This is a genomic window from Sulfurimonas sp. HSL3-7 (assembly GCF_039645985.1).
Lineage (GTDB): Bacteria > Campylobacterota > Campylobacteria > Campylobacterales > Sulfurimonadaceae > Sulfonitrofixus > Sulfonitrofixus jiaomeiensis.
This window is the reverse complement of record NZ_CP147919.1, coordinates 1,433,330-1,459,080: the sequence shown is the minus strand read 5'-3', so window position 1 is coordinate 1,459,080 and position 25,751 is coordinate 1,433,330. Positions and strand designations below refer to the sequence as shown.

General features: G+C 49.1%; 34 protein-coding genes. 4 read left to right on the top strand and 30 right to left on the bottom strand.

Annotation, left to right across the window (positions count from 1 at the left end):
- Positions 1 to 21 precede the first annotated feature (21 nt).
- The 22 genes from WCY20_RS07380 to WCY20_RS07275 form a co-directional block, all read right to left on the bottom strand.
- Entirely contained in the window at positions 22 to 594 is a 573-nt protein-coding gene (locus WCY20_RS07380; RefSeq protein ID WP_345973980.1) for a hypothetical protein, read from the bottom strand.
- Between the two features lie 58 nt (positions 595 to 652).
- Positions 653 to 949 carry a DUF504 domain-containing protein gene (locus WCY20_RS07375; RefSeq protein WP_345973978.1) on the bottom strand — a complete coding sequence of 99 codons (297 nt, stop codon included), beginning with the start codon at positions 947 to 949 and terminating at the stop codon, positions 653 to 655.
- 40 nt (positions 950 to 989) lie between these two features.
- On the bottom strand, positions 990 to 2,276 hold the full coding sequence (locus tag WCY20_RS07370; RefSeq protein WP_345973976.1) for an alkaline phosphatase D family protein: 1,287 nt from the start codon (positions 2,274 to 2,276) through the stop codon (positions 990 to 992).
- 148 nt (positions 2,277 to 2,424) lie between these two features.
- A complete protein-coding gene (locus tag WCY20_RS07365) occupies positions 2,425 to 3,870 on the bottom strand; it encodes an FAD-dependent oxidoreductase (protein WP_345973975.1) in 1,446 nt (481 codons plus the stop codon).
- A gap of 4 nt (positions 3,871 to 3,874) precedes the next feature.
- On the bottom strand, positions 3,875 to 4,561 hold the full coding sequence (locus WCY20_RS07360; protein ID WP_345973974.1) for a phosphoglycolate phosphatase: 687 nt from the start codon (positions 4,559 to 4,561) through the stop codon (positions 3,875 to 3,877).
- A 253-nt stretch (positions 4,562 to 4,814) separates the two neighbouring features.
- Positions 4,815 to 5,315 (bottom strand): hypothetical protein, encoded by a 501-nt coding sequence (locus tag WCY20_RS07355; protein WP_345973972.1) that lies wholly within the window; start codon positions 5,313 to 5,315, stop codon positions 4,815 to 4,817.
- Between the two features lie 75 nt (positions 5,316 to 5,390).
- Positions 5,391 to 5,711 (bottom strand): DUF1801 domain-containing protein, encoded by a 321-nt coding sequence (locus WCY20_RS07350; protein ID WP_345973970.1) that lies wholly within the window; start codon positions 5,709 to 5,711, stop codon positions 5,391 to 5,393.
- A 213-nt stretch (positions 5,712 to 5,924) separates the two neighbouring features.
- Positions 5,925 to 7,478, bottom strand: coding sequence for a hypothetical protein (locus WCY20_RS07345; protein WP_345973968.1), 1,554 nt, complete (start codon positions 7,476 to 7,478; stop codon positions 5,925 to 5,927).
- Positions 7,479 to 7,721: 243 nt separating this feature from the next.
- Positions 7,722 to 8,111, bottom strand: a complete 390-nt coding sequence (locus tag WCY20_RS07340; protein ID WP_345973966.1) for an SgcJ/EcaC family oxidoreductase — start codon at positions 8,109 to 8,111, stop codon at positions 7,722 to 7,724.
- A 107-nt stretch (positions 8,112 to 8,218) separates the two neighbouring features.
- Positions 8,219 to 8,929, bottom strand: a complete 711-nt coding sequence (locus WCY20_RS07335) for an isoprenylcysteine carboxylmethyltransferase family protein (protein ID WP_345973964.1) — start codon at positions 8,927 to 8,929, stop codon at positions 8,219 to 8,221.
- Positions 8,930 to 9,066: 137 nt separating this feature from the next.
- Positions 9,067 to 9,915 carry a class I SAM-dependent methyltransferase gene (locus tag WCY20_RS07330; RefSeq protein WP_345973962.1) on the bottom strand — a complete coding sequence of 283 codons (849 nt, stop codon included), beginning with the start codon at positions 9,913 to 9,915 and terminating at the stop codon, positions 9,067 to 9,069.
- 51 nt (positions 9,916 to 9,966) lie between these two features.
- On the bottom strand, positions 9,967 to 10,143 hold the full coding sequence (locus tag WCY20_RS07325; RefSeq protein WP_345973961.1) for a hypothetical protein: 177 nt from the start codon (positions 10,141 to 10,143) through the stop codon (positions 9,967 to 9,969).
- Positions 10,136 to 10,774 (bottom strand): isochorismatase family cysteine hydrolase, encoded by a 639-nt coding sequence (locus tag WCY20_RS07320; RefSeq protein ID WP_345973959.1) that lies wholly within the window; start codon positions 10,772 to 10,774, stop codon positions 10,136 to 10,138. Before WCY20_RS07320 ends, WCY20_RS07325 begins: the two co-directional genes overlap by 8 nt.
- 93 nt (positions 10,775 to 10,867) lie before the next feature.
- On the bottom strand, positions 10,868 to 11,338 hold the full coding sequence (locus WCY20_RS07315) for a nuclear transport factor 2 family protein (RefSeq protein WP_345973957.1): 471 nt from the start codon (positions 11,336 to 11,338) through the stop codon (positions 10,868 to 10,870).
- 28 nt (positions 11,339 to 11,366) lie between these two features.
- Positions 11,367 to 11,999, bottom strand: a complete 633-nt coding sequence (locus tag WCY20_RS07310; RefSeq protein ID WP_345973956.1) for a hypothetical protein — start codon at positions 11,997 to 11,999, stop codon at positions 11,367 to 11,369.
- Between the two features lie 100 nt (positions 12,000 to 12,099).
- A complete protein-coding gene (locus WCY20_RS07305; RefSeq protein WP_345973954.1) occupies positions 12,100 to 12,513 on the bottom strand; it encodes a nuclear transport factor 2 family protein in 414 nt (137 codons plus the stop codon).
- 248 nt (positions 12,514 to 12,761) lie between these two features.
- Positions 12,762 to 13,412 carry a SprT family zinc-dependent metalloprotease gene (locus tag WCY20_RS07300; protein WP_345973952.1) on the bottom strand — a complete coding sequence of 217 codons (651 nt, stop codon included), beginning with the start codon at positions 13,410 to 13,412 and terminating at the stop codon, positions 12,762 to 12,764.
- On the bottom strand, positions 13,405 to 13,905 hold the full coding sequence (locus WCY20_RS07295) for a DNA-deoxyinosine glycosylase (RefSeq protein ID WP_345973951.1): 501 nt from the start codon (positions 13,903 to 13,905) through the stop codon (positions 13,405 to 13,407). The genes WCY20_RS07300 and WCY20_RS07295 overlap by 8 nt, the downstream gene beginning before the upstream one ends.
- Before the next feature lie 28 nt (positions 13,906 to 13,933).
- Positions 13,934 to 14,605, bottom strand: a complete 672-nt coding sequence (queC, locus tag WCY20_RS07290; protein ID WP_345973949.1) for a 7-cyano-7-deazaguanine synthase QueC — start codon at positions 14,603 to 14,605, stop codon at positions 13,934 to 13,936.
- Between the two features lie 540 nt (positions 14,606 to 15,145).
- Positions 15,146 to 15,424 (bottom strand): J domain-containing protein, encoded by a 279-nt coding sequence (locus tag WCY20_RS07285; protein ID WP_345973947.1) that lies wholly within the window; start codon positions 15,422 to 15,424, stop codon positions 15,146 to 15,148.
- On the bottom strand, positions 15,417 to 17,099 hold the full coding sequence (locus WCY20_RS07280) for a GMC family oxidoreductase (protein WP_345973945.1): 1,683 nt from the start codon (positions 17,097 to 17,099) through the stop codon (positions 15,417 to 15,419). The genes WCY20_RS07285 and WCY20_RS07280 overlap by 8 nt, the downstream gene beginning before the upstream one ends.
- Positions 17,096 to 17,608 (bottom strand): gluconate 2-dehydrogenase subunit 3 family protein, encoded by a 513-nt coding sequence (locus tag WCY20_RS07275; protein WP_345973943.1) that lies wholly within the window; start codon positions 17,606 to 17,608, stop codon positions 17,096 to 17,098. The genes WCY20_RS07280 and WCY20_RS07275 overlap by 4 nt, the downstream gene beginning before the upstream one ends.
- A 103-nt stretch (positions 17,609 to 17,711) precedes the next feature.
- Between WCY20_RS07275 and WCY20_RS07270 the strand changes: the two genes are divergently transcribed.
- The 4 genes from WCY20_RS07270 to WCY20_RS07255 all read left to right on the top strand — a co-directional run bounded on the left by WCY20_RS07270 (position 17,712) and on the right by WCY20_RS07255 (position 20,394).
- Positions 17,712 to 18,116, top strand: a complete 405-nt coding sequence (locus WCY20_RS07270; RefSeq protein ID WP_345973942.1) for a hypothetical protein — start codon at positions 17,712 to 17,714, stop codon at positions 18,114 to 18,116.
- A gap of 30 nt (positions 18,117 to 18,146) precedes the next feature.
- Positions 18,147 to 18,569, top strand: a complete 423-nt coding sequence (gene ybeY, locus WCY20_RS07265) for an rRNA maturation RNase YbeY (protein ID WP_345973940.1) — start codon at positions 18,147 to 18,149, stop codon at positions 18,567 to 18,569.
- Positions 18,569 to 19,501 (top strand): calcium/sodium antiporter, encoded by a 933-nt coding sequence (locus WCY20_RS07260; RefSeq protein WP_345973938.1) that lies wholly within the window; start codon positions 18,569 to 18,571, stop codon positions 19,499 to 19,501. Before ybeY ends, WCY20_RS07260 begins: the two co-directional genes overlap by 1 nt.
- Before the next feature lie 164 nt (positions 19,502 to 19,665).
- The gene (locus WCY20_RS07255; RefSeq protein ID WP_345973936.1) at positions 19,666 to 20,394 is read left to right on the top strand and encodes a DUF2238 domain-containing protein; all 729 of its coding nucleotides are present in this window, start codon (positions 19,666 to 19,668) and stop codon (positions 20,392 to 20,394) included.
- Between the two features lie 36 nt (positions 20,395 to 20,430).
- Here the strand turns inward: WCY20_RS07255 and mrdA are convergent, their stop codons facing one another.
- Genes mrdA through hisB form a run of 8 tightly spaced genes read right to left on the bottom strand, consistent with a single transcriptional unit; the run spans position 20,431 to position 25,751 of the window.
- Positions 20,431 to 22,215, bottom strand: a complete 1,785-nt coding sequence (gene mrdA / locus WCY20_RS07250) for a penicillin-binding protein 2 (protein ID WP_345973934.1) — start codon at positions 22,213 to 22,215, stop codon at positions 20,431 to 20,433.
- Positions 22,212 to 22,664 carry a hypothetical protein gene (locus tag WCY20_RS07245; protein ID WP_345973932.1) on the bottom strand — a complete coding sequence of 151 codons (453 nt, stop codon included), beginning with the start codon at positions 22,662 to 22,664 and terminating at the stop codon, positions 22,212 to 22,214. Before WCY20_RS07245 ends, mrdA begins: the two co-directional genes overlap by 4 nt.
- On the bottom strand, positions 22,631 to 23,092 hold the full coding sequence (locus tag WCY20_RS07240) for an N-acetyltransferase (protein ID WP_345978194.1): 462 nt from the start codon (positions 23,090 to 23,092) through the stop codon (positions 22,631 to 22,633). Before WCY20_RS07240 ends, WCY20_RS07245 begins: the two co-directional genes overlap by 34 nt.
- On the bottom strand, positions 23,073 to 23,699 hold the full coding sequence (yihA, locus tag WCY20_RS07235; protein ID WP_345978192.1) for a ribosome biogenesis GTP-binding protein YihA/YsxC: 627 nt from the start codon (positions 23,697 to 23,699) through the stop codon (positions 23,073 to 23,075). The genes WCY20_RS07240 and yihA overlap by 20 nt, the downstream gene beginning before the upstream one ends.
- Complete coding sequence (gene lptA, locus WCY20_RS07230) at positions 23,696 to 24,169, bottom strand: lipopolysaccharide transport periplasmic protein LptA (RefSeq protein WP_345978191.1); 474 nt, start codon at positions 24,167 to 24,169, stop codon at positions 23,696 to 23,698. Before lptA ends, yihA begins: the two co-directional genes overlap by 4 nt.
- A gap of 9 nt (positions 24,170 to 24,178) precedes the next feature.
- The gene (locus tag WCY20_RS07225; protein ID WP_345978190.1) at positions 24,179 to 24,697 is read right to left on the bottom strand and encodes a hypothetical protein; all 519 of its coding nucleotides are present in this window, start codon (positions 24,695 to 24,697) and stop codon (positions 24,179 to 24,181) included.
- Positions 24,688 to 25,182, bottom strand: a complete 495-nt coding sequence (locus WCY20_RS07220) for an HAD hydrolase family protein (RefSeq protein ID WP_345978188.1) — start codon at positions 25,180 to 25,182, stop codon at positions 24,688 to 24,690. Before WCY20_RS07220 ends, WCY20_RS07225 begins: the two co-directional genes overlap by 10 nt.
- Positions 25,179 to 25,751 (bottom strand): imidazoleglycerol-phosphate dehydratase HisB, encoded by a 573-nt coding sequence (gene hisB, locus WCY20_RS07215; RefSeq protein WP_345978186.1) that lies wholly within the window; start codon positions 25,749 to 25,751, stop codon positions 25,179 to 25,181. Before hisB ends, WCY20_RS07220 begins: the two co-directional genes overlap by 4 nt.

The following is a 25,751-nucleotide window of genomic DNA, read 5'->3' as shown; positions in this document are numbered from 1 at the left end:
CGTCTAGCCCGTTTTTAGGTGCTACTTTCTGTCAAAATGGTAGATCGAGCTGATCTTTTTCGGTCTCTTGTTCTCCCAGCTCAGGTAGGAGCTTTTGAGATGGTTGCCGTTGTCGGTGAGCTCATGGATGATCCGGTGGACATGGTCCTCGTCGGACTGGCACAGTTCGGTGCTCATATCGCAGTCAAAAACGAACCGTTCAGGAGTGCTTTCATCTAGGTTGGCGATGAACTCCGGCTGGTTCTGCTTGACGCAGTAGTGCGTCGCCTTGAGCGTTGTACAGGCGATATCCTTGCAGTGGTACATCGTGACCATCTGCTTGGCGGTGTTGGGCAGCAGGTCTTCCTGGAGCGTCGTTTCGGCACCGATCAGTTTAAAGGCGACGCCGGTGGCATCCGTACCGACCAGCGGCAGTACCGCCTTATGCTTGTACGACTCTGTCCCTGTCTGTTTCTGTGCAGGCGATAACACCCACTCCCCTTTGAGCGATGCTTCCATCCAGTCAAACAGATCCCATCCTTCGATCTCTTCCGCATGGCCAGAGGTGGCAATCAGGAGTGCGATCAGTGAGCAAAATAGTCGTTTCTTTATCATGTGGACTCCTTAAAACTATTCGAATATTATATCGGGTTACACTGCAGTTTGCGTTGGGTCATCGTGTGTGCCGCTGCCAGATGATCTCTTTGTCTTTGAGTACTTCACGGACACGGTGAAACGGAATGGTGACCAGTTCGCCCATCTCGTTTGTGAGCTTGAAGGAGAAGTGGTCCCCCTCTTCAAAACGGAGCTCTTTAAACGGCACGTAGACATAATGGTTTAGCTTATGGTCTTCATAGCCGATGACAAATGCCCCTTTGGCAAACTCTTTGTCCCACCGGATCCTGTTGAGCAAATCGACTATGCTTACCATGCCCTGCCATCCATACTCAATGCCGTATTCCGCCTGCAAAAGAGTTGTCCTCGCAATGCTATCATCTCTCTATCTCCCTTTATGGCGCCGGCTGGATCGCGAGATCAGCAGGCGACAAACGGTGCTCGTAGATCAACCCGTTCTTCGCGGAGAAAGATCTGAACACGACAGCAACATCCTTGTCGGATGAGGGGTTGAACACTATTTCGCCGAACATGTTGTTGTCGCCGCTTTTGCCATAGGAGTGGAGCGTTGTGGCAGGCCGCGGTATCTGCGGCGTACGATGCACTCTGGAGAGAGCTCCCGGCGTAAAATCGTAGAAGAGGCGGTCTTTGCCGATCGGCAGCTTATGGACATCGCTGCGATGGACGTCGCCGGAGATCCCGATCACGCCGGTGATGTTGTTCTCAAAGATGAAAGAGAAAAGCTTCTCGCGTTCATTGACATAGTACCTGCCGCCCCAGCTGTCATTTTTCTCCCTTGAAAACTGGGTGCCGGAGACAAGCACCTTGTAGCGGCTCTTCGAATTCTTCAGCTCCCTGCAGAGCCACTCGAACTGCCTTTTTCCCAGCATCGTCTTTTGACGCTTTCTCGCCTGGTACCGCCCGTCTAGCAGGAAAAACTCTGCGTTACCGACAACGAACGACGTGTAGATCCCCTTGTTGTCAGGCTGCCCGTATGAGGGGTTGGGCCAGTACTCTTTGAATGCGGCGAGCGCTTCATCGGCGTTCTTGTGTGTGCCGTCGCAGTCGTTCGGACCGAAGTCATGGTCGTCGTAGATCCCGTAGGTCGGTGTGGAGGCGGTAAGCTGCCTGAACCCGGGGACGCTTCTGAGCTTTCTGTTGCCCTCACGCACCTCCTCTTTTGCGCCCGTTTCGGTATAGGGGAAGTCGCCGATGAAAAAGACCAGATCCGCTTTGCGTGATGCCATCTCCATAAAGATGGAACGTCCGGATTTCATCCTGTTCTCTGCGTGCTTGTAGCCGTACCCGTAAACGACGCGGAGTGCCCTCTTCTTCAGGGCGGGGCCAGGTGTAGTGAACCGGCCTTCGTAACTTGAATCGTCAGCCTGGGCAATATAGCGGTACCGGGTATCGGGCTTCAGATCGTTGCAGTGGAAAACAGCGGTATTGTCGGAATTTTCGTCCGTTCTTATTCGTTGGATCAGCTCTTTTGCGAAGGGCCTGATCTCGGAGAGCCTGACGCTCACCCTGCCCGGTACGGTCGTCCGGAGCCAGATAGCGGCGGATCTATCGGTCACGGTGCCCAGCATCGGGCCGTGCGAGATCTTAAGGTCCTGCTGTGCATAGCTTGCGGAAGTCAGCAACAGGAGGCAAAAGAGCAAGTTATGAAAACGAACAACCATTACCTTCCCTCTCTTTATGCTGTCTATGCTCAAGAGAAACGGTTTAACCGTTCCTCATCTTTATTATACATCTTTCAGGAATCCTACAGCGGCTTCTTTGTCATCGGGTGGGAAGTGCTTCATCCCGACGTTCAAAACGGTCTTCGGCTTAATTGGCAACGGTTCTTTGTGTCAATGAGACCGGATAGTTTCTCTCCCGGCACAGTGATTCTGCGTACCGGCTGATCTGCTTGTCATCGAGTCTGCTGACGGTGGCAAAGTCTCTTTTCCCGTACACCCCTTTATCAACGTAGCCAAGGGTGATAAGCTGTTTTGTGATGGCATCGGCCATGGACAACACCGATGAGGCTTTGACGATCTCACACCTTGCATAATGGTCGTCGACAAAGGAGACGTCGGCTGCCCGCAGGCTGGCATCACGGCCTGGGATCTGCTGTGCACCGTAGAGCGGTTTGGGGACGACGCTTGCCTTCTCAAATGCGGGGATGTAGTGCGCCACATGGTTGATGGCCAGCCGTGTGCGTGTTTTGACCTCCGAAGGGGTCCACTCGTTGTCAATTTTGTCCAAAAACTTTCTGTCCAGTTGCGGCTGTGCGCTGTGCGCCGAGCTTCTGACCAGCCCCTCTTCAAAAAGCGTGATCGATTTTGTCATGCCGTGAAGCTGAAAGTAACCGCCGGGATACGGTGTGAACTGTGCCATCCCCTTGGGCGTACCGCGCTCGCCGAAAAAGATCACTTCCGGCCAGGTGGTCTTACACTCGTCCCACCGGCTGACATAGGCCGCTTTGAACTCAACGAGCCTCTCGCGTTTGAACCCGAGCAAATCGTCCAGTTTGCCCGTTTTGAAACCGGCGGCATTGATCAGAAAATCAAAAGCCTCGTGCTGTATACGGCCTTCATGCTGATACGTGACAAGCCACCTGCTCTTCTCAGCACTCTTCGCAATATCGGTCACTTTATGGTTCAACAGGAGCTGACAGTTCTCCTTTTGATCCAGGGAGAGTCTTGCACTTGAGGCGAGACGAAACAGGTTCAGTCCATACTCCTGCACCATGATGAGCGGAAACTGCACCTTCTCAAGGTCGATGTTTTTTGCGACAGGTATTATCCAGTCATCAAGATGCAGAGGCTTTTCAACGGTCGGCTGCTCTTTCAAGGCTTCGACCTGAGAGCGGTCATAAAGTTTGAAATAGTCAGCACTTTCACCCAGGACCTTATTTCGCGGATCATACTTAATCAACTTGGCATATTCGGCTTGCAGCTTTTTCAAACGCGGCAGCAGATCCTGCGGCCTACCGCTGTCGTCCGTCGGTACGGCGATCACGGTCGGGCGGTAATCAACGGCATTGGGGTAAAAACGTACAAGGTCGATCGACTCTTTGAGCAGTGTCAGACACTGCTGATCCGATATGTCGCGGTAGAGGTTGCCGCCCGCATGGAGGTGGCAAATAGGCGGCCCATTGACCAGACTGGGCCCTTTTTCGAACAGCGAGACGTTCAGACCGATCTCGCTGAGATAGAGGGCAATCGTCGAACCGGCAATGCCACCGCCTACCACCGCTATCTTGGGTTTTTCCGACACGACTTCAGGCATGGTGCTAGTGGACCTCACCCAAGAGTCCTATGATCTCACTAAAATCATGCACCACACTGTCGGGCGCATAGGTACCGATCTCTTCACCATAGTTATAGCCGTAAGAGACCCCTATGCTCTGCATATCGGCTGCGTTGGCGGCGAGAATGTCGTTTTTTGAATCCCCCACCATCACGCATTTTGAGGCACAGACATCCAGACGTTCGCAGACATGCAGCAGAGGCAAAGGATCCGGTTTGCGCTTGGCCAGGCTGTCACCGCCAAGACAGAACTCGAACAGGTCCGTCAGCTCCAGCCCTTCGAGCAGAGGCTGTATGAATGCATAGGGTTTATTGGTGACAAGCACCAGACGATAATCCTTTGCCTTCAGGCTTTTGAGTGTCGCCGCTACATTGGGGTATGTCACCGTGCGGACACAGAGGTTCCGCGCGTAATAGTCCAGGAAGATATCCAACGCTTTCGCAAACAGTGCGGGGTCGATATCGTCATCTATTACACTGCTGCCGGAGAGTCCGCGTTTTACCAGTGTCTGCGCCCCGTTTCCGACCCATGTCCGTATGGTTTCATGGCTGAACGTTTTGCGCTCCAGGGTCTCCAGCATGTGGTTTACGGCCAGTGCCAGATCGGGTGCACTGTCAACGAGTGTACCGTCCAGGTCAAATAAAATAACCTCTTTATTGTCAAATTTCAAATGTGTAGCCTTGCTATCGTTCTAGATCTTTACTTGTTTATACAATTTTTATTCCCGGAACTATATCTTTTTTGTCTGAAAAAAATTTGTGGTAATAATGGGTGCTGTAATGTTTAAAGCGCGGTGTAAACCCAATGTAAACAGAAGTGAAACGGGATTTTTGGAGAAGATCAATAGCATGATGATGGCCTGTCATCACCTCACGGATGCCAAAACCGGAGGCTTAAATACAGCGTCGACAACAGCAGCGCTTTTAGTTGTCCGAGTCGATGGCCGTGTCAGATGCTCTTTTGTGCATAAGAACCGATATTGCCAAACCGTCAGACAAGGCGATCAGCCCCCAGAACAAAAGTTCCAACGCTATTAGATGCAGCGGTTCACCAAACAGGTTAAAGGGGGTAAAGAACTCCCAGAAAAGAAATGTCATCACAAAGACCAGACCGCCAAACCGTAAGCCTCGGTTGACAATCCCTTTCGGCCACGTCTCGGACAGCCACCTGAACAGATAGGCGTGGATAATACCGAATATAACAATTCCGACAATGATCGGTGCGGGCGAATCTACAACAAGCGGGATCGGCTCGATCTCCGTCCAGACGGCAATGAGCTTTTTACTCTGGGTCGATGCATCCAGAAGGATGCCGTCCCCGTTGCTGCCAAAACCGAGAAGTCGGAAGGTCAGCAGCATGACGATGTTCATTGCCAACCCGCCTGCTATACCTGCGAGTACCGTTCTGGCATGTGTCGGTTTCATCCTGTATATCCTCCTGCATCTGACGTTTGATTGCTCTCCGGTGCTTCTGTAGGTTGCTACTAGTCTAAATATTACTCACTTTACAACTTTCAGCAATGTTATGATTTCTTTTTCATTGATATCATCGACAGAATATATTTTGATATGTCGCATATATTTTCCTTTGCCTTCAAATAGTTTTAGCTCTTCGTCAGTGAGCCCTTCAACCGAGAAACCAATATTGACGTGATCTTTGAGTCCTACAATATAGTATTTACATTCATACCAAGGGACACCATTCTTAAATGATTCCTCAAGATCAGGAAATGTCTCTACTATTATCTTCCTTATTTTTTTGCAAATTTCCTTTTGCGGCGAAGGCAGTTTTTCCAGATATGCTTTAACCTTTTCATGCATTGTCTGTTTTTTCCTTTGTAACCTGTCGTCTAAAATGAGCAATCAAAAAACCGCCCGCGGGTTTTCGATTGCTCTTCTTTGACTTGAAATAGGATTTTCCGGCTTTAAGGTCATCAATCAGCTTATCGGCAATCATTTTGCTTTCAGGTGTCTTGCATATGCTGCTTGTTCGCTTTCGGCAACAATGCATGAGGTCTGCTATTGCATCGGACCTTATTTGTTGATTTTAATGACATACGGCGAAAGCAGTGCGTTCGGGCTGGCTCCCGACGTCGAGCCCGGTTTTACGTAGGCGCGCTGCGTAATCGCCAGAGGCCAGCGCAGCGGCACTTCGGTCATGTTGATGTCAACACAATAGTCGCCCAGAGACGCTTCGCAATCTCTGGAGACGACTGAGGCATAGAGGATTGGAAGCTGCTCTTTGAGCTTTTGCGAGGCGCTTTCATACAGACCGTATGCCCGGAGTACGGCTTCGGCGGAGCCTGTCAAATACCCCTTGTCATATCCGGTTACACCGACATTGGTTTGCGAGATGCTGGCAACACCATGGAAACCAGCCATATTGTAAACAGCCAGACTGACATAGGTCGCCGCATCGTTCAATGTATGGTTCACGCCGGTTACGATCGCGGAGTGGTCGCGCTCAAGCAGGCCGATATATCCAAATCGGTATGCATCGGTGTCCTGATTGTCTCCAAGGCACTTGGTGCCTTTTGCAATGCACTCCTGACCAACAAGGCCTGCCAATTCTCCGGTCGACATATCGAGCTCGCTGGTATACATCTCCTTGCTCACCACCGGGAGTCCCGTTGACGTCTGCAGATGCGTTGCCAGCAGTGTTGTCAGCTCCACCAGAGAAGCATTGTATTCCGACTCGTCGACCGTCATTTTTTGCGTATATTCCGGGGTCGCAAAAGGGCTGAACTGCAGATTGTTTTTTGAAACCCTGTACACGAGGATGTTGTCATCTCTGGAAGCCTTCCAACGATCTGCCGCCGTATCGTCTTCGGGCAATGCATAGCGTATCAGGGTAATGAATTCATCGGCATTGCTATCTTCTCCGAGGATGGTAATGTCGCCTACGGGTTCGGTGAAAATAACCTGGCTTTGCAGCCCTGCAGAGGCGGCATCGGCGACCAGCACATCGGCAAGGGCCTGGTTTGGCGTCGTAATGTAGACCACGGCATTGCCGCTCCATGCGATATTCGCGCCGTTTTGTACGACAACGTTGTTGATATCGTTGCCCAGACTGCCGAATATTTCGGCCCGATAGGGATCGGGCGTGGTTTTGGGGTCGCTGGTCAGTGCGGCATAATAGGAGACATCCCGGCTGAACAGATAGGTTTGATACCCCATATAGGCCGCTTTCGGAGGCAGATTGACGATGGTCACCAGTGCGTCGTTTTCTCCAAGACGAAAGAACATATTGGTCCTGTCACCGTCCGGTCCGGTGGCATCAAAATCGTACGCGTAGTACGGGTCCACATACGTCTCTCCCACGGGAAGTTGCGGAATCAGGTAGGGTGCGGCCGGATTGTTGCCAAAACAGGTGCCGAATACGCTGATCAACTTGTCGCATGCAGCATTGTCCACCATGTAGACGCTTCCCTGCGTCACGTTGTACTCGCGTGTGCTGAGTGACTCGGCCCACGACTGCCAGGGTTTGATGGGTGCCTGGGCATCTGCTTGTTCAGACGAGTCACTGCTATTGCATCCGTATAACATCAGCACCGCGCTCAACAGCGCGCCGTATAAAGACAGCTTCATTGATTTATTCTCCTTTTTGGAGTAGCGTTGTAACCATAGGCATCTGTGCCCCATTGAGCGCTATTCTGCATCTAGCGCCGTTCGTATGTCAGTCAGTATAACATTTTTTTTAACTTCTAATTCAAAAAAAGAGACAAAATATATGGACCGAAAGAGTCTGCCCGATGAGCACCGGGCACGGATTCAGGAAGTACGCTTCCATTTTTTTAAAAACCATTCTGTGTTTTACTTCCCTATGGTTTGTTATGCATTTCCGCCGATAATTTCGTGTCCATACGAATTGTCGATGGAACACAACCAGGTTCCGTTCGCATCTTTGTAAAAAACGTAGGTTGCTTTACGAGTAATTTCCGGCATATTGGGAGCTGATATCACTGTATTGGCAAGAACCAAAGCCGTGTTTCCGGATTCAAGTACCTCGATACCTTTTTGCCTGACCTGCAAACCATTCTTGAAATAAACAGCGATGGCCTTAAATGCCTTTCTAATAGCATCTTTCCCTACGGCGTTCCTTCCGGGTTCAACAACCAATACCGCATCACGGGTATATATATCCATGAGAGTATCAAAATCTTCTGCAACGATTGCCCTATCTGCTTTTTCAATTTGCTTAACTACTGCATGCTGTTGCAATGTTGTTCTCCTTGTGCCTAACGTTTAAAATGAGCAATCAAAAACCCATTCACGGCATTTGATTGCTCATTATTGGTTGGTTGGCAGCTTGATAATAGGTTTTCAGATTAATATATGCCAGGAATCCATTTGTATCGTACCTGTTGTACATATGCTTTGTACCCTTTCAACTCTTCTTGAAGTGTTCTGTCTTCCAATTCCGTCCTGATCACGGCAATGATAATGGCTATGACCACTGGAATCAACGTCCACACCGAGCCTAAAGCAAGCACAATACCCAGAAGTGCCAACATATTCCCGGCGTAGCCCGGATGCCGTACTCTTGCGTAAGGACCGCTACTGCACACTTCATGTTCCCGGTCTTTCTGGATACGCACAAAAGTGGAAAAGAAACGATTCTCTATCAAGGCCCACGTGGCAAAGGCGTATCCAAATGCAATCAGAATAAAGCCGAGAAAACTCATCCAGACCGGGAAAAAGGGAGACCATGCGAAATGGTGATCGAGGCCGGCTACTATGACAATCGGAAATGACAGGCTCAACGCCATCAATGGGGCAATGACTTTATCCCAGGACTTTACACCTTGAGCCTTAGAATATTTAAACCGCTCAGCCAGAATTCCCGGATGTCTATGTTCTGCCCCTATGCGTCCCCCTATTCCGGCCGTAACGATCAGCACAAAAAAGACCCACGCCTGCCACCAACTGAAATCCCATCCGCAAACCAATAGAGTTATGGGTATGGAAACGTACGTTATGCTTATGCTGAACCATTGGGATGGTTTAAATTTAGTTACTGGCTTTTGGTCAACGATCATCGATACCTCATTTTTCTATGCAGATTATGTTTTTTTGTTTTCATTATGCAATAATTTTCCGGAATGAATTGGTCTGCCCAACGTCTAAGCTCACCAGTACATGCCCTGTATGGCATGTATTGGTGTGCAAAATATAGTTAGTATTTTTCCCTTTTCACCGCAACGACAGCAAACTCTGTGTGATCACCCGAATAGGTGGAACCGGCGACATCGTTATATATGGCGTTTATTGTCAATCCGGAAGCTTCAAACTCGGTTTTCAACATGTCAATACTATAGTATTGCAGCCAATTGTAAATGACATTCTTCTGTTGCTCTTCTATGATGGTATATTTATCAAGAACCACTTTTTCTTCTTCATACTTAAAAGTATTCAGAAAGCCGTAGTAATCATTGGCCGACCAGAAATGATTGAGCTGATTATGCTCATAGGTTACAGTTTCCTTCCTGATACCAAATCCCACTAATGAGTAGACATCCAGTAGCACAGCCCCGCCATCGTTTAACATCGTACGGAACTTCTCCAGCAACCTCTTTCGCTGTACAGGACTCAACGCACAAAAATCACACATGATCATCGTGATCAGATCATATTTCTCATCGGTTTGGTAGTCCAGATAGTTTTGATGGACATAGCGGATGTTCAGCGCTTCTTTTCTTGCAATTTCTTCTGCGTATTCAATGGAGTTTTTCGAAAAATCTATGCCGGTTACATCTGCACCGGTTTTTGCCAATGCCGATGTATAAAAACCTACCGCGCATCCAAAATCGCACAGTTTGCTTTTGTCATTGACAGAGAAGTTTGCAACGATCCAATCAACGGATCTATCGATAAACTTCTTATTTCGTGAAGCGACATCAATCTCCGTATCGAGATGATACTCTAACATCTGTTTCGACCTGTATTCGTCTGCCCAAAGGGCATCGGCCGTATAAAACTCAAACGCTTTAGGCTTCTTGTTTATCTCTTTTAATTCTGTGTACATTTCATCTCCAAACCATTCGTCATTGGGTGACAGGCATACAAATTTACGGTATCAGTCTGCCACTAACTTTTTCTTTTGTTGTTTTGCTAAATTTTTCGTAATACATAAAACACCTCCTATTATCGTTTGTATTGACTGTACGGTTTGAATACTCAACTTTCTACTACAACGTTTAAAATTAGCAATCAAAAAGCCGCTGGCGGGTTTTGATTGGTCTTTGTTAAACATTTGCCTTTTTAATGATGTTTACCGTGGTCTCAACTAGAACATCAATATTCTCAAGCTCTTTTATTCCCTGCTCATAAAGACCGGATAATGCATCTTCAGCTAATACCACTTTATAGTCTCTTTCACTGGCTTCATATATGGAAGTTCTCGGACAGTTTGGAAAGTTGCATCCGCTAAAGACAAGTGTGTTAACATTCAGACTTTTCAAATAGTCATCCAGCGGGGTATTGTAAAAAGCACCCCAGCGTGGCTTGTATATGATGACTTCATTATCCGATATTTTTTGTATGCCACCTTCAAGCAGGAGTTTTGTATTGTATCTGACACTGTCATTATCAAAGAGTTCACGAGCTAGTTCCGCCCCAATACTATCTTCTGCCAACAATGCGGCTCCATTTTCGACTAACTCTTTTCTGCATAAATCGACATTGGAACCATCGGGTTTGTAGATACGAACGATATGGATGATTGGCAATTGATTCTTCCTGTAAAAATCTAGCAGTATTTTCATTCGCGGCAATGCATCAGAGGTTCCCTTGATTTCAAGAGGTTGTCCTTCTAAAGTATCTCGTTGTGTATCTATGGTAATTAGTGCAGAAGTTTCAAAATTTGGTTTTGTGTATTTGTTCATTTTTGATCCTAATTATATGTTTAACGTCTAAAATGAGCAATCAAAAAGCCACCGGCGGGGTTTGGATTGGTCTCCTTTGGTTTGTTGGGCATTTTACGACCTTTTGCCTAAAACAGTCGCCTGATACCGGCCCAATAACTGCGGGTCTTCGATCGAGCCATGATGATGGACCTGTTTCCAGCGTCCCTCGATTCTTCGGAAAATTCGACTTGTTCGGATAGCAAGCGCTATCTCCTCGTCACCGAGGCGGAAATACCCCCGCTCCCTTCCTACGGCATAAAACATCTCTGCCGTTTCGTGGATGGAGTAATCGAAATACTCGACGTACACTTTGGCGGGACCATCAAAGATGCGCGCGTAAACCGGCTGGACTTCAGCCCAGCCGCGTTTGATGCCACCGAGTGGGTTGTCCATAGCAATGTCGTCGGACTGTGCCCAGTTCTGTGACATCATCTGTATATCGCCTGTATTAAAAGCGCAATAAAACTGAACGAGTGCCTGATACGGGGAAGATACATCTTCTAGGTTTTCCGTGCCGGTGATTACTTCTTTGGTTGTGTGCATATGTTTCCTTTGGCATGTTAGGACATGATTAAACACTTTCATCATGTTTTCTATTTAGCATTATCGCAAGCAACAAGATAAAAACTGGTGCAGTAATTGCCCATGGAAAACCGAGAAAAAGCAATTTATGTGAATATATCGGATAGAAATAAACGATAGTGATTAGCGGGGTTACAAGAACATGGGCAATAAAAGAGATTCTCACCCATCTTTCAAAACCAAATTTATTCAGCACAGGAATTGAAAACAAAGTTGCCAAGCCCATTGAAATGTAACCAATTGCATCGTAATTCCAAAACATGGAGTGAGGAGTTTGTTCTAGTATTTGAACCGCACCAGACGCATTGTTTATCTTCGAGGGAATCACCGTTGAAAGTTGAACGACATAATTCGCAATAACAAATACGGCATAGATTATCGTAAAGATAAGAGCTGCATGTGTCCAGTACTGCTTGTCTTTCTCCGTCAGATAGTGGAATGCGAGCATTTCAAGGATGAATGGTATGACTATGCAGAGTGATGTACTAAAGATCAGAATCTCATCAATTGGAAAATGTAGTACCCCCGCGACTTGTAAGATCTGAACAATATCATATGCAACAACAGCAGTAAATGCGGTGACGCCTGACCAGTATCCAACTTTGGTGATTTTTACGATCATGACGCCCTGCCTTTCTGACACAGTCTAAAGTTTAAAATGAGCAATCAAAAAGCCGCCCGCGGGTTTTTGATTGGTCTCCTTTGCTTTGTTAGGCCAGAAGCTATTTGAGTTCATCTGGTTTACCACTGACGGAGATCATCATCCATTCGTTACGGTCTTTTAGATAGACTTCACTCCATTTGCCTGTAACTCTCATGGCCTCTCCATCTTTTGGGAGGACAGTCGCCGCATAGGAATAGTGCACTACACCGACACGCCCATCATAGATCCGTACACTTAGTGGTTGGAGTATGTAATCTTGCAATATTGGTGAATCGTCTGTTACTGAACCGACTGCAGCTTCCCGATCATGTGGAAGTTGTGTACTGATATCCCAACCTACGTACTCAGGATGGAGCGTGGCGCGGACTTGATCTTTATCACGACCTCTAGACATTTCCCATAGCGATTGGACCTTCTTCCAAAGCTGACTTTGTTCGGGTGAGAAATCACGGATTGGTAACTGTATCTGCATGATTTTCCTTTATCGCTCACTATTTATTAGTGTACATTTTATAGTCATTGCCTTAAATTAGTACGATAGTTAAACACATATTTTATATTACTATTTAACATAATATGTCAAATTGCAAGAAAATGTCCTTTTTGTGAAATAAACATAAAAATTGATCTGATAGAGATGTTCATTGTAGAAAGAAATCTCTGATATCTGAACACTTTGTTTTACATTTGGATAGTAAGTAGCAGGTAGCTTGTAAGGGCTTACAGCGACGCGTTGAAACGTTTGAGCAGCGCCCTCTTCTCTCTGCTCTGCGGCAGGTGCTGTTCGACGAGGTCGTGGAAGGCTCTGGAGTGGTTCATGTGGATCATGTGGGCGAGCTCGTGGACGACGACGTAGTCGATGCACTCTTTGGGGACCTGTATGAGGTTGATGTTGAAGGTGATGACGCCGTTGCTGCGGCAGTTGCCCCACTGGCGTTTCATGTGGCGAAGACGCATCTCTGTCGGCTGCAGATCCATCCGGACGGCGAAGTACTCCAGGCGCTCCTGCAAAAAGGTTTCCGCTTCGCTTTTGTAGAACTGCTGATAATGCCGATGCAGCTTCTCCTGCGCGCTTCGTTCGCATTTCGTGCGTAGGTTGGCAAATGCGGGGTGGTAGTCGAGCGGGTAGATCTCGCCATAGTAGAGGATCTCTTCGCCCAGCCTGGCCTTCGGCTTCTCGGCAATGCTGCTGAGGGCCTTGGTGATCCACTGCTCTTTCTCGTCGATGAGGGCCAACAGCCGTTTTTTACTGAGGCGCGACGATTTGACGACCACTTTGCCGTCATCGCCGATGCGCAGGTAGATGTTCTTCATTCTGGCGTTGACGACATGCTCTATCTCGAAGCCTCTGTAGCTGTACTGCTTATTCAAGCTCGTCCTTGATCGCCCTGTAGCGCTCGAGCTTCTCCTCTTTTTTCATCGCGGCATGCGCCGGGGACGTCGAGGGGAGCAAGGTCGTCTCGATCTTGATATGTTTGAAGTGCTTCATGTAGCCCTGATAGGCCTTCTGGCCGGTAAAGAAGAGATGCCTGATGTTGGGGTACTCTTTTAGAAACGCGTCAAAATCATTGACCTGGAGTTCCTTGAGGTTGGCGTCGCTGGAGTTGCCCGAGCCGCGTTTCAGGGAGGCGTAGGTGTCCCAGAGAGCGATCCCCTTCTCCAGTGCAAAGGCACGTTTCGCCTCGTTGGTCTTTAGCGTCACGCCGAAGAGCTCCTCCATGATGGGCCAGAAGAGGTTTCTCGGGTGGGCATAGTAGAAGTTCTGCTCGAACGACTTGATGCTCGGGAAGGAGCCCAGTATCAGCACTTTGGAGTGTTCGTCGACAATGGCGTCAAAGGGGTGTTCGAGGCGCTTTTCAGGCATATTTACTCAATAATTTACTATATAGTGTTTACCGTTTTTCATACGGGATCGGATCTTCCACGCCGGCAAGCTCAAAGCCCCTCAGACGCAGGCGGCAGCTGTCGCAGACGCCGCAGGCCTTGTCCTCGTTTTTATAGCAGCTCCAGGTCAGCTCCAGGGGGACATGGTGGTTGACGGCGGCACGGACGATCTGCGACTTCTTGAGGTGGACGAGCGGCATCTCGATGGTGACGTTGGTCTCCTCTCTGGTACCGAGGTTGATGCTCTCCTGCATGCTTTTGATGTAGGACTCCCGGCAGTCCGGGTAGCCGCTGCTGTCCTCTTCGACCACGCCGATGCAGATCACCTCGGCCCCCTCCTTTTCGGCAACCGCCGCCGCCATGCTCAGAAAGATGCCGTTGCGGAAAGGGACATAGGTGACGGGAACCCCCTCTTCCAGCCCGCCGGTCGGCACGTCGATGTTCTTGTCCGTCAGGGCTGAGGCGCCGAGCTCTTTGAAAAAGCCGATGTCGAGATCGTACTTTTTGAGGGCGCCGATGGCGTCGGCAATGGCATGAAAGGCCTCGCGCTCTTTTTTCTCGGTGCGCTGGTCGTAGTTGAAGTGGACGGCGATGATCTCATAGCCGCTCTCTTTCATCATGTAGGCGCTCAGGGTGGAGTCCATCCCCCCGCTCATTATGCAGACTGCTTTTTTACTCATTGTTGCTCTTTTGTTTTTGCTTTACAGGCTATTTATTTTAAGTGTCTCATTTTATCAAAATGTGCTTCAAGGAAAACGATATAGCCGTAAGACGCAGTTTTTTGCCTTGACGATCTATTCTGCATATACTTCTTTTGAATTGAATTTGATTTGATAGTAGGTATGTCACTTTTTTCTTTGCGCGCACAAGTAGTAAACCATATAAGACTTTACTCATAATCAACCTGACATATAGTCAGCTTGATTGTGAGATATCCTGACGGAAAAAAGAAAGGAGCCTTATTGTCACAATACGTATTAGATTATTCGTAAAAGATGAGCGGAGGAGTTTAGAATGTGTTCGAAGAGTTTATATTTTTTGCGTTAGACCACCGATTCCGGCAGAAGTGACGGAATGCCATCTGTTGACAGGTGAAAGGTCCAGCAGTAGCTGTTGCCGTTAGGGTATAGCTCTTCTTCTTTTTCGTTAGGTTTTCTTCTTGAGCTAGCAAGAAGAAAAAGTGACATCCTACTATCAAATCCACTTAAAAAACAAACGATTTAAGACGCTTCTGCTTTGAACTTCTCTTTTAAAGTCTCATACGCCTCTTTGATAGCGATAAACTGCGCCGGATCGCTTTTGACCGTCTTGTCGGGGTGGTAGAGCTTGCTGAGCTCTTTGAACTGGCGTTTGACCTCTTCGAAGTTGGCTTCGTTCGAGAGGCCCAGAAGCCTGAACGCCTCGACGACCTCTTCAGTGTCGCCGTATAACCCTTCATAATAGGCCTCTTTCGTCTCTTTGGCCAACTGCTGTGCTTTTTTCACGATCGAGTTAAACATTGATCCTCATCTCTTTTAAAATTATATCGGCCACCCTGAAGGCGTTGGCGTAGATGGTCCAGGTGTAGGGGACACTGCCGCCGGTCGGCATAAAGCTGGCGTCGGTTACGTAGAGGTTGGCCACCTCGTGCGCTCTGCAGTTTGGATCGAGGACGGAGCTCTCGGGATCGGTTCCGAAGCGGCAGCCGCCGGCGACGAGGTTCGGCGGCGGCGCGTCGGAGATATTGGAGCTTATCTCTTCGCACCCCAGGGCTTCCAGGACCTTCTCCGCCTGCTTCGCGAGGTGACGCCCCACCTCGACATCGTGCGGATGGCCGTAAAGCCGGATCTTGCCGACCGGCATGCCCCACTTGTCTTTGACCCTGTCGTCCACACCGACAAAACATCTGTCGGTCGGCAGCCAGTCGTTGAAGACCTCGAAAGTCATCACCCGTGAGCGCATAAAGGTGTGTCTGAGCTTTTTCGAGAGGGCCTTCCCCCACACAAGGTCGTTGTTCTCATCGTAGACCTGGTCCAGGGCACGGGGGATGGCATTGGCGTGCTCGAAGAGAAAATCGATGGTGCCGCCTTTGACATTTTGACCGCCGCTCTCGTACGCATACCAGTCCTGCAGCGAACGGTTGACGAAGGCGCCTCGCAACAGCAGCGACTCCCGATGCTCTTTAGGGATCTTCTCGAAGTTCAGACGCCCCGTACCGCTTCCGCCGGCAGAGAAGATAAGGTTTTTCCCCACCTGATTGCTGTTGTTGGCCAGACCGTTTGGAAAGTCGACGCTTTTGGAGTTGAGCAGCAGGCGGGCACTCTCTATCGCCTGGGCAGCCAGGACATAGATCTTCGCCTCGATCTTGCGGCTTTCGCCCGCTTTGTCATAGTAGTAGACACCGACGGCGCTGTTCTTTTCGCTCTCTATCTTGTAGACGTATGAATCGGCCAATATCTCGCAGTTGCCAGAGGCGACGGCCTTGTCCAGCAGCGCCGACTTGGCGTGGCTCTTGGCGCCTGTCGCACAGCCGTAGCTGCCGCAAAGGTTTGAATAGGAGCAGCCTCTGCGGCCAAGCGCATCGTAGGGGAGGATGGCACGGGGCGTCGGCATGGCGTGGTACCCGAGCTCGGCGCAGGCGTTATCGATCCACGAGGCGACGGGATGCTCCCAGGTCTGCGGGTAGGGAAATTCCTCGGTAGAACGCGGTTCCCTGAAGGGGTGTTCGACCATCTTTCCGGAGACGCCGACCACCTCTTCGACTTTCGTATAGTAGGGTTCAAGCGTCTCGTAACCGATGGGCCAGTCGACGACGTTGGCCCCTTCGACCTCGCCGAAAACGGTTTTGAGCCGGAAGTCGTCGGGTTTCATGCGGTGAAAATAGCCGCTCATCAGGTTCGACGAGCCGCCCACCATCGAACCGTTCCAGAAGCTCCACCCCACCTCGCTGCCAACCTCTCTTATAATGTTGCCCTCTTCATCGTAGGTCTCGATGACATGCTGTTCGTCTTTTAGTTTCGGGGTGAAGAGACTTCGCCTGGAGACCGCGATCTCGTCTTTTTTGAAGTCATTTTCGCTGTAGAGCGGCCCTTTTTCAAGGACGGTCACCTTGAAGCCTGCCTGAGAGAGGGTGAAAGCGACCGGCGCCGCCCCTGCTCCGCTGCCGATGATGCAGATGTCTGTACGGCGTATCATATGGCCACCTCGTTCGGACGGGGGAATCCGGGGTGGTAATCGAGCCATTTCCACCCCTTGCCTTCGACATTGCCGCCGTAGACCGGGTCGGAGAAAACCGTTTCAAAATAGTAGCCCATCACTTTGTAGAGCCAGTTGTCACCCCAGCGCAGCATAGAGATCTTCTTGAGCAGCGCTTCGCGATGCTCTTTGTTAAGAGAGAGGAACGCCTTGTCGAACTCCTCCTGCGCGCTTTCGTTGAGCCAGCGCACACCGTTGACGAGGTACTCCCGCTCCTCGATATCGATGCGCTTGTCGGCCAGCACCGCCTTAAAGTAGCCTGTCACGTTGAGTTGGGAGGTGACGTAGCCGTCGGCGTCGTTGAAAAGGTGGTCGATGACAGCAGCAAAGGTCTTAAAGGTATCGCTGCCGGCATTGTGACTCAGTGCGTACTGTCTGGCACCGATACCGACCAGCACGGCAGCACCGACAATCCCGCCGTACTGAAAAAGTTCGCGTCTGTTTATCATGAGGTCATTTTAGCATAAGATGAGAAAACTAGGTGATGAGAGAGCCTACGTATTTAAGTAATTTTCAGTACCCTTTCGTCAATTTAATTCTTCAGGAATACCAATGCGACTGACTGTTTTTACCAATACCAAGATTATCACGCTCGAAGGCGGCGCCAAAGATATTTTTATGAACCTTGTCCTGACGCCCGACGAGAACAACCAGGTGATGCCGGTACAGAACTATGTTCCGGCAATGATGACACGCGTAAAAAACCTTACTCCGGGCAACGGCATGGATGACTTCATAAAAAACGAGATCATTGAGGCCTTTGAGGACCTTAAAGAGGGCGACCGTTTTTTGATGAACAAGGCATTTATCACCGACATAAAAGGCTCTGAAGCCGCTTATTACTGGCGGATCGTCGCCCTTCTGAACGACGGTTCGGAGCGCACCCCTAACGAGGCGCAGTCGGTAGCGAGAATAGGCGAACGGGAATTTAATATAAAACTAAAAGAGAACGAGTAGACAAAGCCTTCTTTGGTTAAAATACCGCCCATGATTGATATAGATAACAGAACAGACACAACGATAGAGACAAGCCTTCTGGAGCGTATCGCGCAAAGTCTCAGCGACAGAGATGTCGAACTGATCCTGGTGCATGACGATGAGATGGCGCAGATCAATGAAGAGACAAGAGCGATCGCCAAAACGACCGATGTTTTGAGTTTCCCTTATGCGGATATGCCGGGAGTGCCCCTGGGCAGCATCGTGATCTCTGAAGATTTTGTCAAACGCGGTGCTCAAGAGTACGGCCATAGTGAAGATGATGAACGCGCCCTCCTCTTTATCCACGGCATGTTGCATATTTTGGGATATGACCATGAGGTCGACAACGGCGAGATGCGCGTCAAAGAGAGTGAGCTGATCAAGGCTTTCGATCTTCCGGAGAGTTTAATCGTCAGAACAGAGGAGTCATAATGGATTTTGTTATATTTATCGTCGCGATGGGCGCGCTGATATACGGGGCCGATTTTATTATCAAAGAGTCGGAGCGTATCGCTTTTCACTTCAATATCTCTCACTTCGTCATCGGTGCGACGCTGGTCGCTTTCGGCACATCATTGCCTGAGATGGCCGCTTCGATGATGGCAAGTTATAACCACAAAAGCGACATGGCGATAGCCAACGTCATCGGAAGTGTCACCTTCAACATCACGCTTGTGCTGGGTGTTGTCTTTTTGATCGCCAAGAAGATGATGCCCAAGCGAAACCTCTTTGCGCTTGACAGCGCATGGATCATCATGCCGCCGATGATCTTGTTGCTGATGGCCTATGACGGCACGATCAGCCGTATCGACGGGATGCTCTTTGCCCTGATGATGGTCGCCTACCTCTTTTTCCTTTTTACCAGTGACAAAGAGGATCTTGTGGCCGAGATCGATGAGGAGCTTGAACGTGAAAAGTTCAACTGGCCAAAAAGTATCGTCTTGCTGATGATCGGTTTTGTCCTGACGATCGGCGGTGCGAACTTCGTTGTCGAGAGCGGCAGCAATATCGCACGGATGTTTGACGTGAGCGAATGGGTCATCGGTTTGGTGCTGATCGCTTTGGGCACCTCTCTTCCGGAACTTGTCGTCTCGCTTGTGGCTGTTAAAAAAGGGCATGCCGATATGAGTATCGGCAATATCATCGGCTCCAACGTTGCCAACTTTTCGATGGTGCTCGGCGGCGCCTCGCTGATTAACCCTCTATCGGTGACAGCTGCAGCGAGCTATGACGTCGCTATCATGGTCGGGGCTTCGATCACCCTTTTCTTGCTGCTTGCCAACAAACTGTACAACAAAGCCGGAGCGATCTTTTTACTGACGATTCTGGCCCTCTTTCTTCAAAACGCCCTGGCTGCTTTCTAACAACCGATTTGAGAGATCCTGCGATCTTCTCATCGCAGCCCTCTCTTTTGCGTCATTGCATCTTTCGTGTTTTAAGTGGGTGGGTATATAATTGATTATATAAAACCGTTATCTTTTCTTGAAGGACGCACAGAGATGAAACACCAGACGCAAAGAGCCTGAGGATGTCCAATCAAAAATACTTCCTGCTGCTCTCAACACTTTTTATTATCGAGTTTCTGATTCTTTCAGTATCACCTTACGACCGGGCGGACTGGCTTCTGGAAAATGTTCTGGTGCTGCTCTTCACCATCATCATGGCCATCTCCTATAAGAAGTTTCCGCTTTCAAGGATCTCATATACGCTGATTTTTATCTTTATGAGCCTGCATGAGATAGGGGCGCACTACACCTATGCGGAAGTGCCGTATGATCGCTTTTTGATGACCTGGTTTGATTTCAGTCTGAATGACTATTTGGGATGGAAAAGAAACAACTTTGACCGCCTGCTCCATTTTTTATACGGGCTGCTTCTGGCCTATCCGATCAAAGAGTACTACTACAGGGTTGCCGATACTTCGGGCTTCTGGGGATATTTCTTCCCCCTGGAACTCACCATGGCCTCATCGATGATGTATGAACTGGTCGAGTGGGGAGCTGCCGAAATATTCGGCGGCGAGTTGGGCATGGCCTATCTCGGAACGCAGGGCGATATATGGGATGCCCATAAAGACATGGCCTTTGCAAGCCTGGGCGCGTTCATCGCGATGAGCATCACGATGATGATCAATGTCATGATCCAAAAAGGGTTCTTCGAGGAGTGGAAGCTGAGTTTCAAGATCAAACACAACAGGCCGCTGGGCGAAGACGAAATAAGCAGGCTGCTGGATCAGCAAAAAGAGAAAAGAACATAACAGCCTGCCTGTCGAATGCCCTCTCCTTGAAGATCGCTACTTCCTGATATACCCGAATTCGATCATTTTGTTATAGATATCGGAGACCATGCCCCCGGCGGCGACCCCGCCGTGCCCGCCGTGTTCGACCAGTACTGTGACGATGTACTGCGGCTTGTCGGAAGGAGCATAGGTGGTGAACCAGGCATGCGAACGGGTGTAGTACTTCATGTCGCGCTCATTCATACGCTGTTTGACCTCTTGCGAGATACCGATGACCTGTGCGGTCCCGGTCTTTCCCGCTACGGGGATTTTGGCATGCATAAAGTTGACCGCCGTCCCCTTTTTGGCCTGGCAGACCTGTCGCATGGCCTGCTGGATGATCGGCAGTTTTTTGTGCTGTTCCGGTGTCAACACATCTCTGTACTCGGGCAGATACTCTTCGTCACCTATTTTTTTGGCCAGGTGCGGTGTTACAAGGTGCCCTGTCGCCATAAGCGCGGTAAACTGGGCTATCTGCAGGGGTGTGACCAGAAAATCCCCCTGCCCGATCGATGTGTTGAGTGTCTCTCCGATGTACCATGGCTGGTTGAAACGCCGGCGTTTCCATTCGCGGCTCGGCACAGTACCGATAAACTCGTTTGGAAGATCGACGCCGGTTTTGCTGCCCAGGCCGAACTGCTTCAGACCAAAACTCATATCGGCAATGCCGACTTTGAGACTCCCTTTGTAGAAGTAGTCGTCGCAACTCTCTCTGATCGCTTTTCGGATGTCGGTTGTACCGTGACCGTCATGTTTCCAGCAGCGGAAATTACGTTTGCCCAGCTTCATCGTCCCTTTGCAGTCGACGGTCCACCACTGGCTGATACCCGAACTCAGGTAGATCAGCCCCAGGCCTGTCTTGATCGTAGAACCGGGAGGATAGAGCCCGTTGATAAGCTTGTTGGTAAAAGGGGTGTTGATATCGTTGATCAACTCTTTCCACAGGGCAGATGAGATGCCTGATACGAAGGTGTTGAGATCATACTCCGGAAAACTTGCCGCGGCAAGGATCTCGCCTTCAACGCTCATGACGATGACCGCTCCTGCTTTCGCATCGAACCGTTCACTGACATATTTTTGCAGTTCCATATCAAGGGTGAGCGTGAGATTCCGGTTTTCGATTGCTTTGGTGTGGCTGAGCTCTTCGATGACCTCATTCTGGGCACTGACTTTTACCCTGCGTTCACCTGCCAGCCCCTCCAGGTAACTGTTGTAGTACTTCTCAACCCCGTTCTTACCCGTTGAACCGATCAGTTTAGCGAGTTCGTCCCGTTCGACGTCCTGTTTGTTGGCTTTGGCGACATAACCGATGACATGCGCCGCCAGATCATTATAGGGATAGTAGCGTTTAGGGGCAGGAATGACCGTAATATGGTCATCAAGGTTAAGCAGAGAGTAGACCGGCATGATCTTTTCGTACGAGATAAAGTCGACGACCCTGATATCATTGTGGTTATAGTAGGAGTCGTTATTGAGATAGCGCTTACGGATCTTGGTCGCATTCAGATCGGGCAGATAGCTTACCAGAACCTCGATGGTCTCGTTGAGTTCATCGGATGTCTTGTTGTGTTTTAAGTGTGGCTGCAGTTTGATGGAAAAACCAAGCCGGTTGATAGCGATGGGCAGATTGTTTCGATCGTGTATCTCTCCGCGTATCGGGGCGATCAGCTCTGTTTTAATGGTGTTGTGTGAGGAGAGTGTCTCATAATAGGTGTTGGACTGTATAGAAAGGTAAAAAACACGTATGAGCAGTGAAAGCCACACGATAGAGAATAAGGTGATCAGAAGGCGAGTTCTCATAACAGCGTCACCACAAAAAATTCAAAAGCAATGTACCAAAGCACATGCCAGTCAAGCGTCGGCAATTCCATCCACAGAACCTGCTGCAGCAGCAGGGTGAAAACCCAAAAACCGATGTAGGCGAAGAGAACATAGATAAAAAGCATACAGCGTTTGCATTTGATCATCTGTTGCAGCTTTGGAAGAATAAATTTGTAGACAAAGGTAAAATAGACCAGGGAGCTGAAAAGAAGATACCCTTTATCCGCCTCGTAAAGCAGCAGCATCGATGCGACAAGCAGCAAACTTGAGATCTCCTGCTTGTCCAAAGCACGTATAAAATAGAAAAAAAGCACACCGAACAGAGGCGGCAGGAAAAGATAGATGGTACTGAGGCTCTCATACAGCAGGTAGAGCGTAAAAAGCGAAAGCGCTTTTATATAGAATGGATAAGTGATACTTCGTTGCATACAGGAAAGTGTTTACAGTTGATACAATCTGCCCAGATCTTGTGTTCAGGCAGGGACTCCTTTGGGATCTCTTTGAAATCAAGATGTTCAAAAAAGGCTTGCTGGTAGGTCAAGGCCAGCACCTCTTTTAGTCCAAGTTCTTTGGCCTCTTCCAGGGCGCGTTGAACAAGCCCGGTCCCTATTCCCATGCCTCGCATAGATGCATCGACAATGAGTGAGCGGACCTCTCCCAGCGTTGTTGTATGGATGTGCAAGGCACAGAATCCGACAAGTTTTCCGTCCTCAAAAGCCAGCTGATAAGAACGGATATTGGTCGCCACTTCGTCGTTGTTGCGTTTTAAGATGACCCCGCTCTCTATTTCGGGCGACACCAGAACCTGCATGGCAGGGATATCAAGAAGCGTGGCTTTACGATACGTCAGTGGCATCTTCACCCTCTTTTAATGTATGGTAGATAATCGAGACCAGTTTGGCAATGCCCCGTTTTTTTGAACTGGAGACCATGATCGCTCCGGGAAATTCCCGTAAAAGCTTACTCTGCTCTTTTTGATTGAGTTTGTCGATCTTAGTGAATACACGTACGATCTTTTGGTCTTCACGGCAGATCTGACCCAGGAACTCATCAACAGAGCGGTCGATCTCAAGATGAGGGTGACGACAATCAACAAGATGTAAAAAGAGTTTGATCTGTTTGCGCTCAGCGACAAAATTCGTCAGATTCTTTTCCCAGTCCGATTTGATCGACTTCGAGACTTTTGCATAGCCGAAACCGGGAAGATCGACCAGCATCGCCAATACGCGTTCATCGCTTTCGCGGTCCAAAATAGTCGCGTCAAAGAAGTTGATAAGACGGGTCTTTCCCGGTGTAGCCGAAACCTTGGCCAGACTTTTGCGATTGCTCAAGGCATTCAGAAGCGAGCTTTTACCGACATTGGAACGCGCCATGAAGACCACTTCGTTGAGATATTCGTTTTCAGGTGCCGATTCTACGTTAGGAGCCGATGTCACAAAAGAGGCGTTGATGATCTCTATCATTTTTTCTCCTCGCCTTCATCGATCTCAAAGGTCATGATGACCGGGGTCTGATCGCCCCCTTTGGCCCTGGCTCTGCCTTCAACAGTGCTGACGACGACCTCTTCGCCGTTGATCTCTTTTTTCTCGTTGATCTGTTCGATGTGGACATTGGTGTAAAAATGGTACTCTTTTTTCGACGGAATAAAAATGGCTCTTTCCGCACTTCCCCTGTAGGTGGCGTTGTTCTCTGCTTCGATGAAAAAAGAGACTTTGCCCTGGGCTTCGTATTTCGTCGGTTTTCGTTTGGCGTCGGTATAGACTGTCACGACGTCGGCATTCAGCTGATCCGACTCTTTTGTGATCTTGACGTTACCTCGAAAGACAGTTATGCCTCTCTTCTCGTCACCCTCAAAACTCTTGGCTACGATTTTAAGCTGTGCAGCCTGGAGTGAAAGGAGTAAAAAAAATGATAATAGATAAAAAAGTTTCAAACTGTTCCCTTATTTTAATTCAAATATGCCGGTGACATTTTTAGCCTTTGAGAGACCGTTTTTTCTGTCATAGAACAGATCTGTTCCGACAGCGCTCTCGCTATTCTTATGCAATGTGAACGGACCGGCGGCATCGATTGTCTCATCTTTCTGATGGATGACCGCTCTATCTGAATTGAAATTCAGACCATCTTCGCGATAGTAACGGACATTGCCTTCAAGGGTGATAATTTCTCTGTTGTTATAGCGTCCAAAGTCAGCCTGAATATTGTTTTGAAGCGACCGGGTGCTGTCTGTGTAATCGATGTCCCTGATCTCGATACGGTCATCAAAACGGAGGCCGTGGCGGCCGATCATGATATCTTTAAGACCGTCGACGCCGAGTTCATAAAGGGTGAAATTGAGAAGTTCCAACTGAGCGACCTCTTTATCGATACGTTCTTCTATCTCCATCGGTTTGAAAAAATAGAGGATGGCTGCCAGTACAAAAGCGACAGTGATAAAAAAATAGTTTGCGCTTACTGCCATAATGCTAAAAATTCATCCACTTCGTCGTTGATCACAAAAAGCTCTTCGATCATTTCACGAACAGCCCCCTCGCCCCCTTTGGCTTCACACACCTTGCTGACCATAGCCTTGATATGGCCTGATCCGTCCTGGGGTGTAAAAGAGAGACCTACCATGGAGAGCATCTTATAATCATTGAGATCATCACCAATGGCCGCCATATTGCGCAGTGCGATGCCGGACTCTTCGCTAAGCTTTCTAAGTAGCGCAGCCTTGTCCTTGACCCCCTGGTGGAACGCCGTAATACCGAGCTCTATGACACGTCTTTCGAGCAGATGGGAGTGTCGCCCAGTGATGATAACCGCCTGATGGCCCAATCTGATCCAGGAACTGATCGCAAGGCCGTCTTTGACATTAAACGCTTTTGTCTCGTCGCCGGAATCGGAGTAGATGATCTTGCCGTCTGTGAGACAGCCGTCTACGTCCATAATGATGAGATCGATCACAGGACACCTTTGGTGCTGGGAATACCGGTGCGTTCGTTTTTTGTAATCGCACGGCGCAACGCAACAGCAAAGGCTTTGAATGCGGCTTCAAGAATATGGTGCTTGTTCCGTCCGCGTTTGAGCACGATATGGGTGCTGATGCGCGCATTGAGTGCCAAAGCATGGAAAAACTCCTCGGCTAGCTCCGTATCAAAGCTGCCTACTTTGCCGTTAACGTCAACGTCATAGTGGAGGTAGGGACGGCCGCTCAGGTCCATGTCGCACTCGACACAGGTCTCGTCCATCACAACGCTCGCATTGCCGAAGCGTTCGACCTTCTCGATCGGGTAGATCGCCTCTGCAAGGGCCTGACCGATAACGATCCCGACATCTTCGACGCTGTGGTGATCATCGATATGCGTGTCGCCCTGACAGACAACGTTGAGATCGATCAGGGCGTGTTTGCTGAATGCTTCGAGCATATGGTCAAAAAAACCGACACCTGTGCTGATGCTGCTTTGGCCTGAACCGTAGAGCTCCAACTCTACGGAAATGTCTGTCTCTTTGGTTACTCTTTTTTTAGATATCAT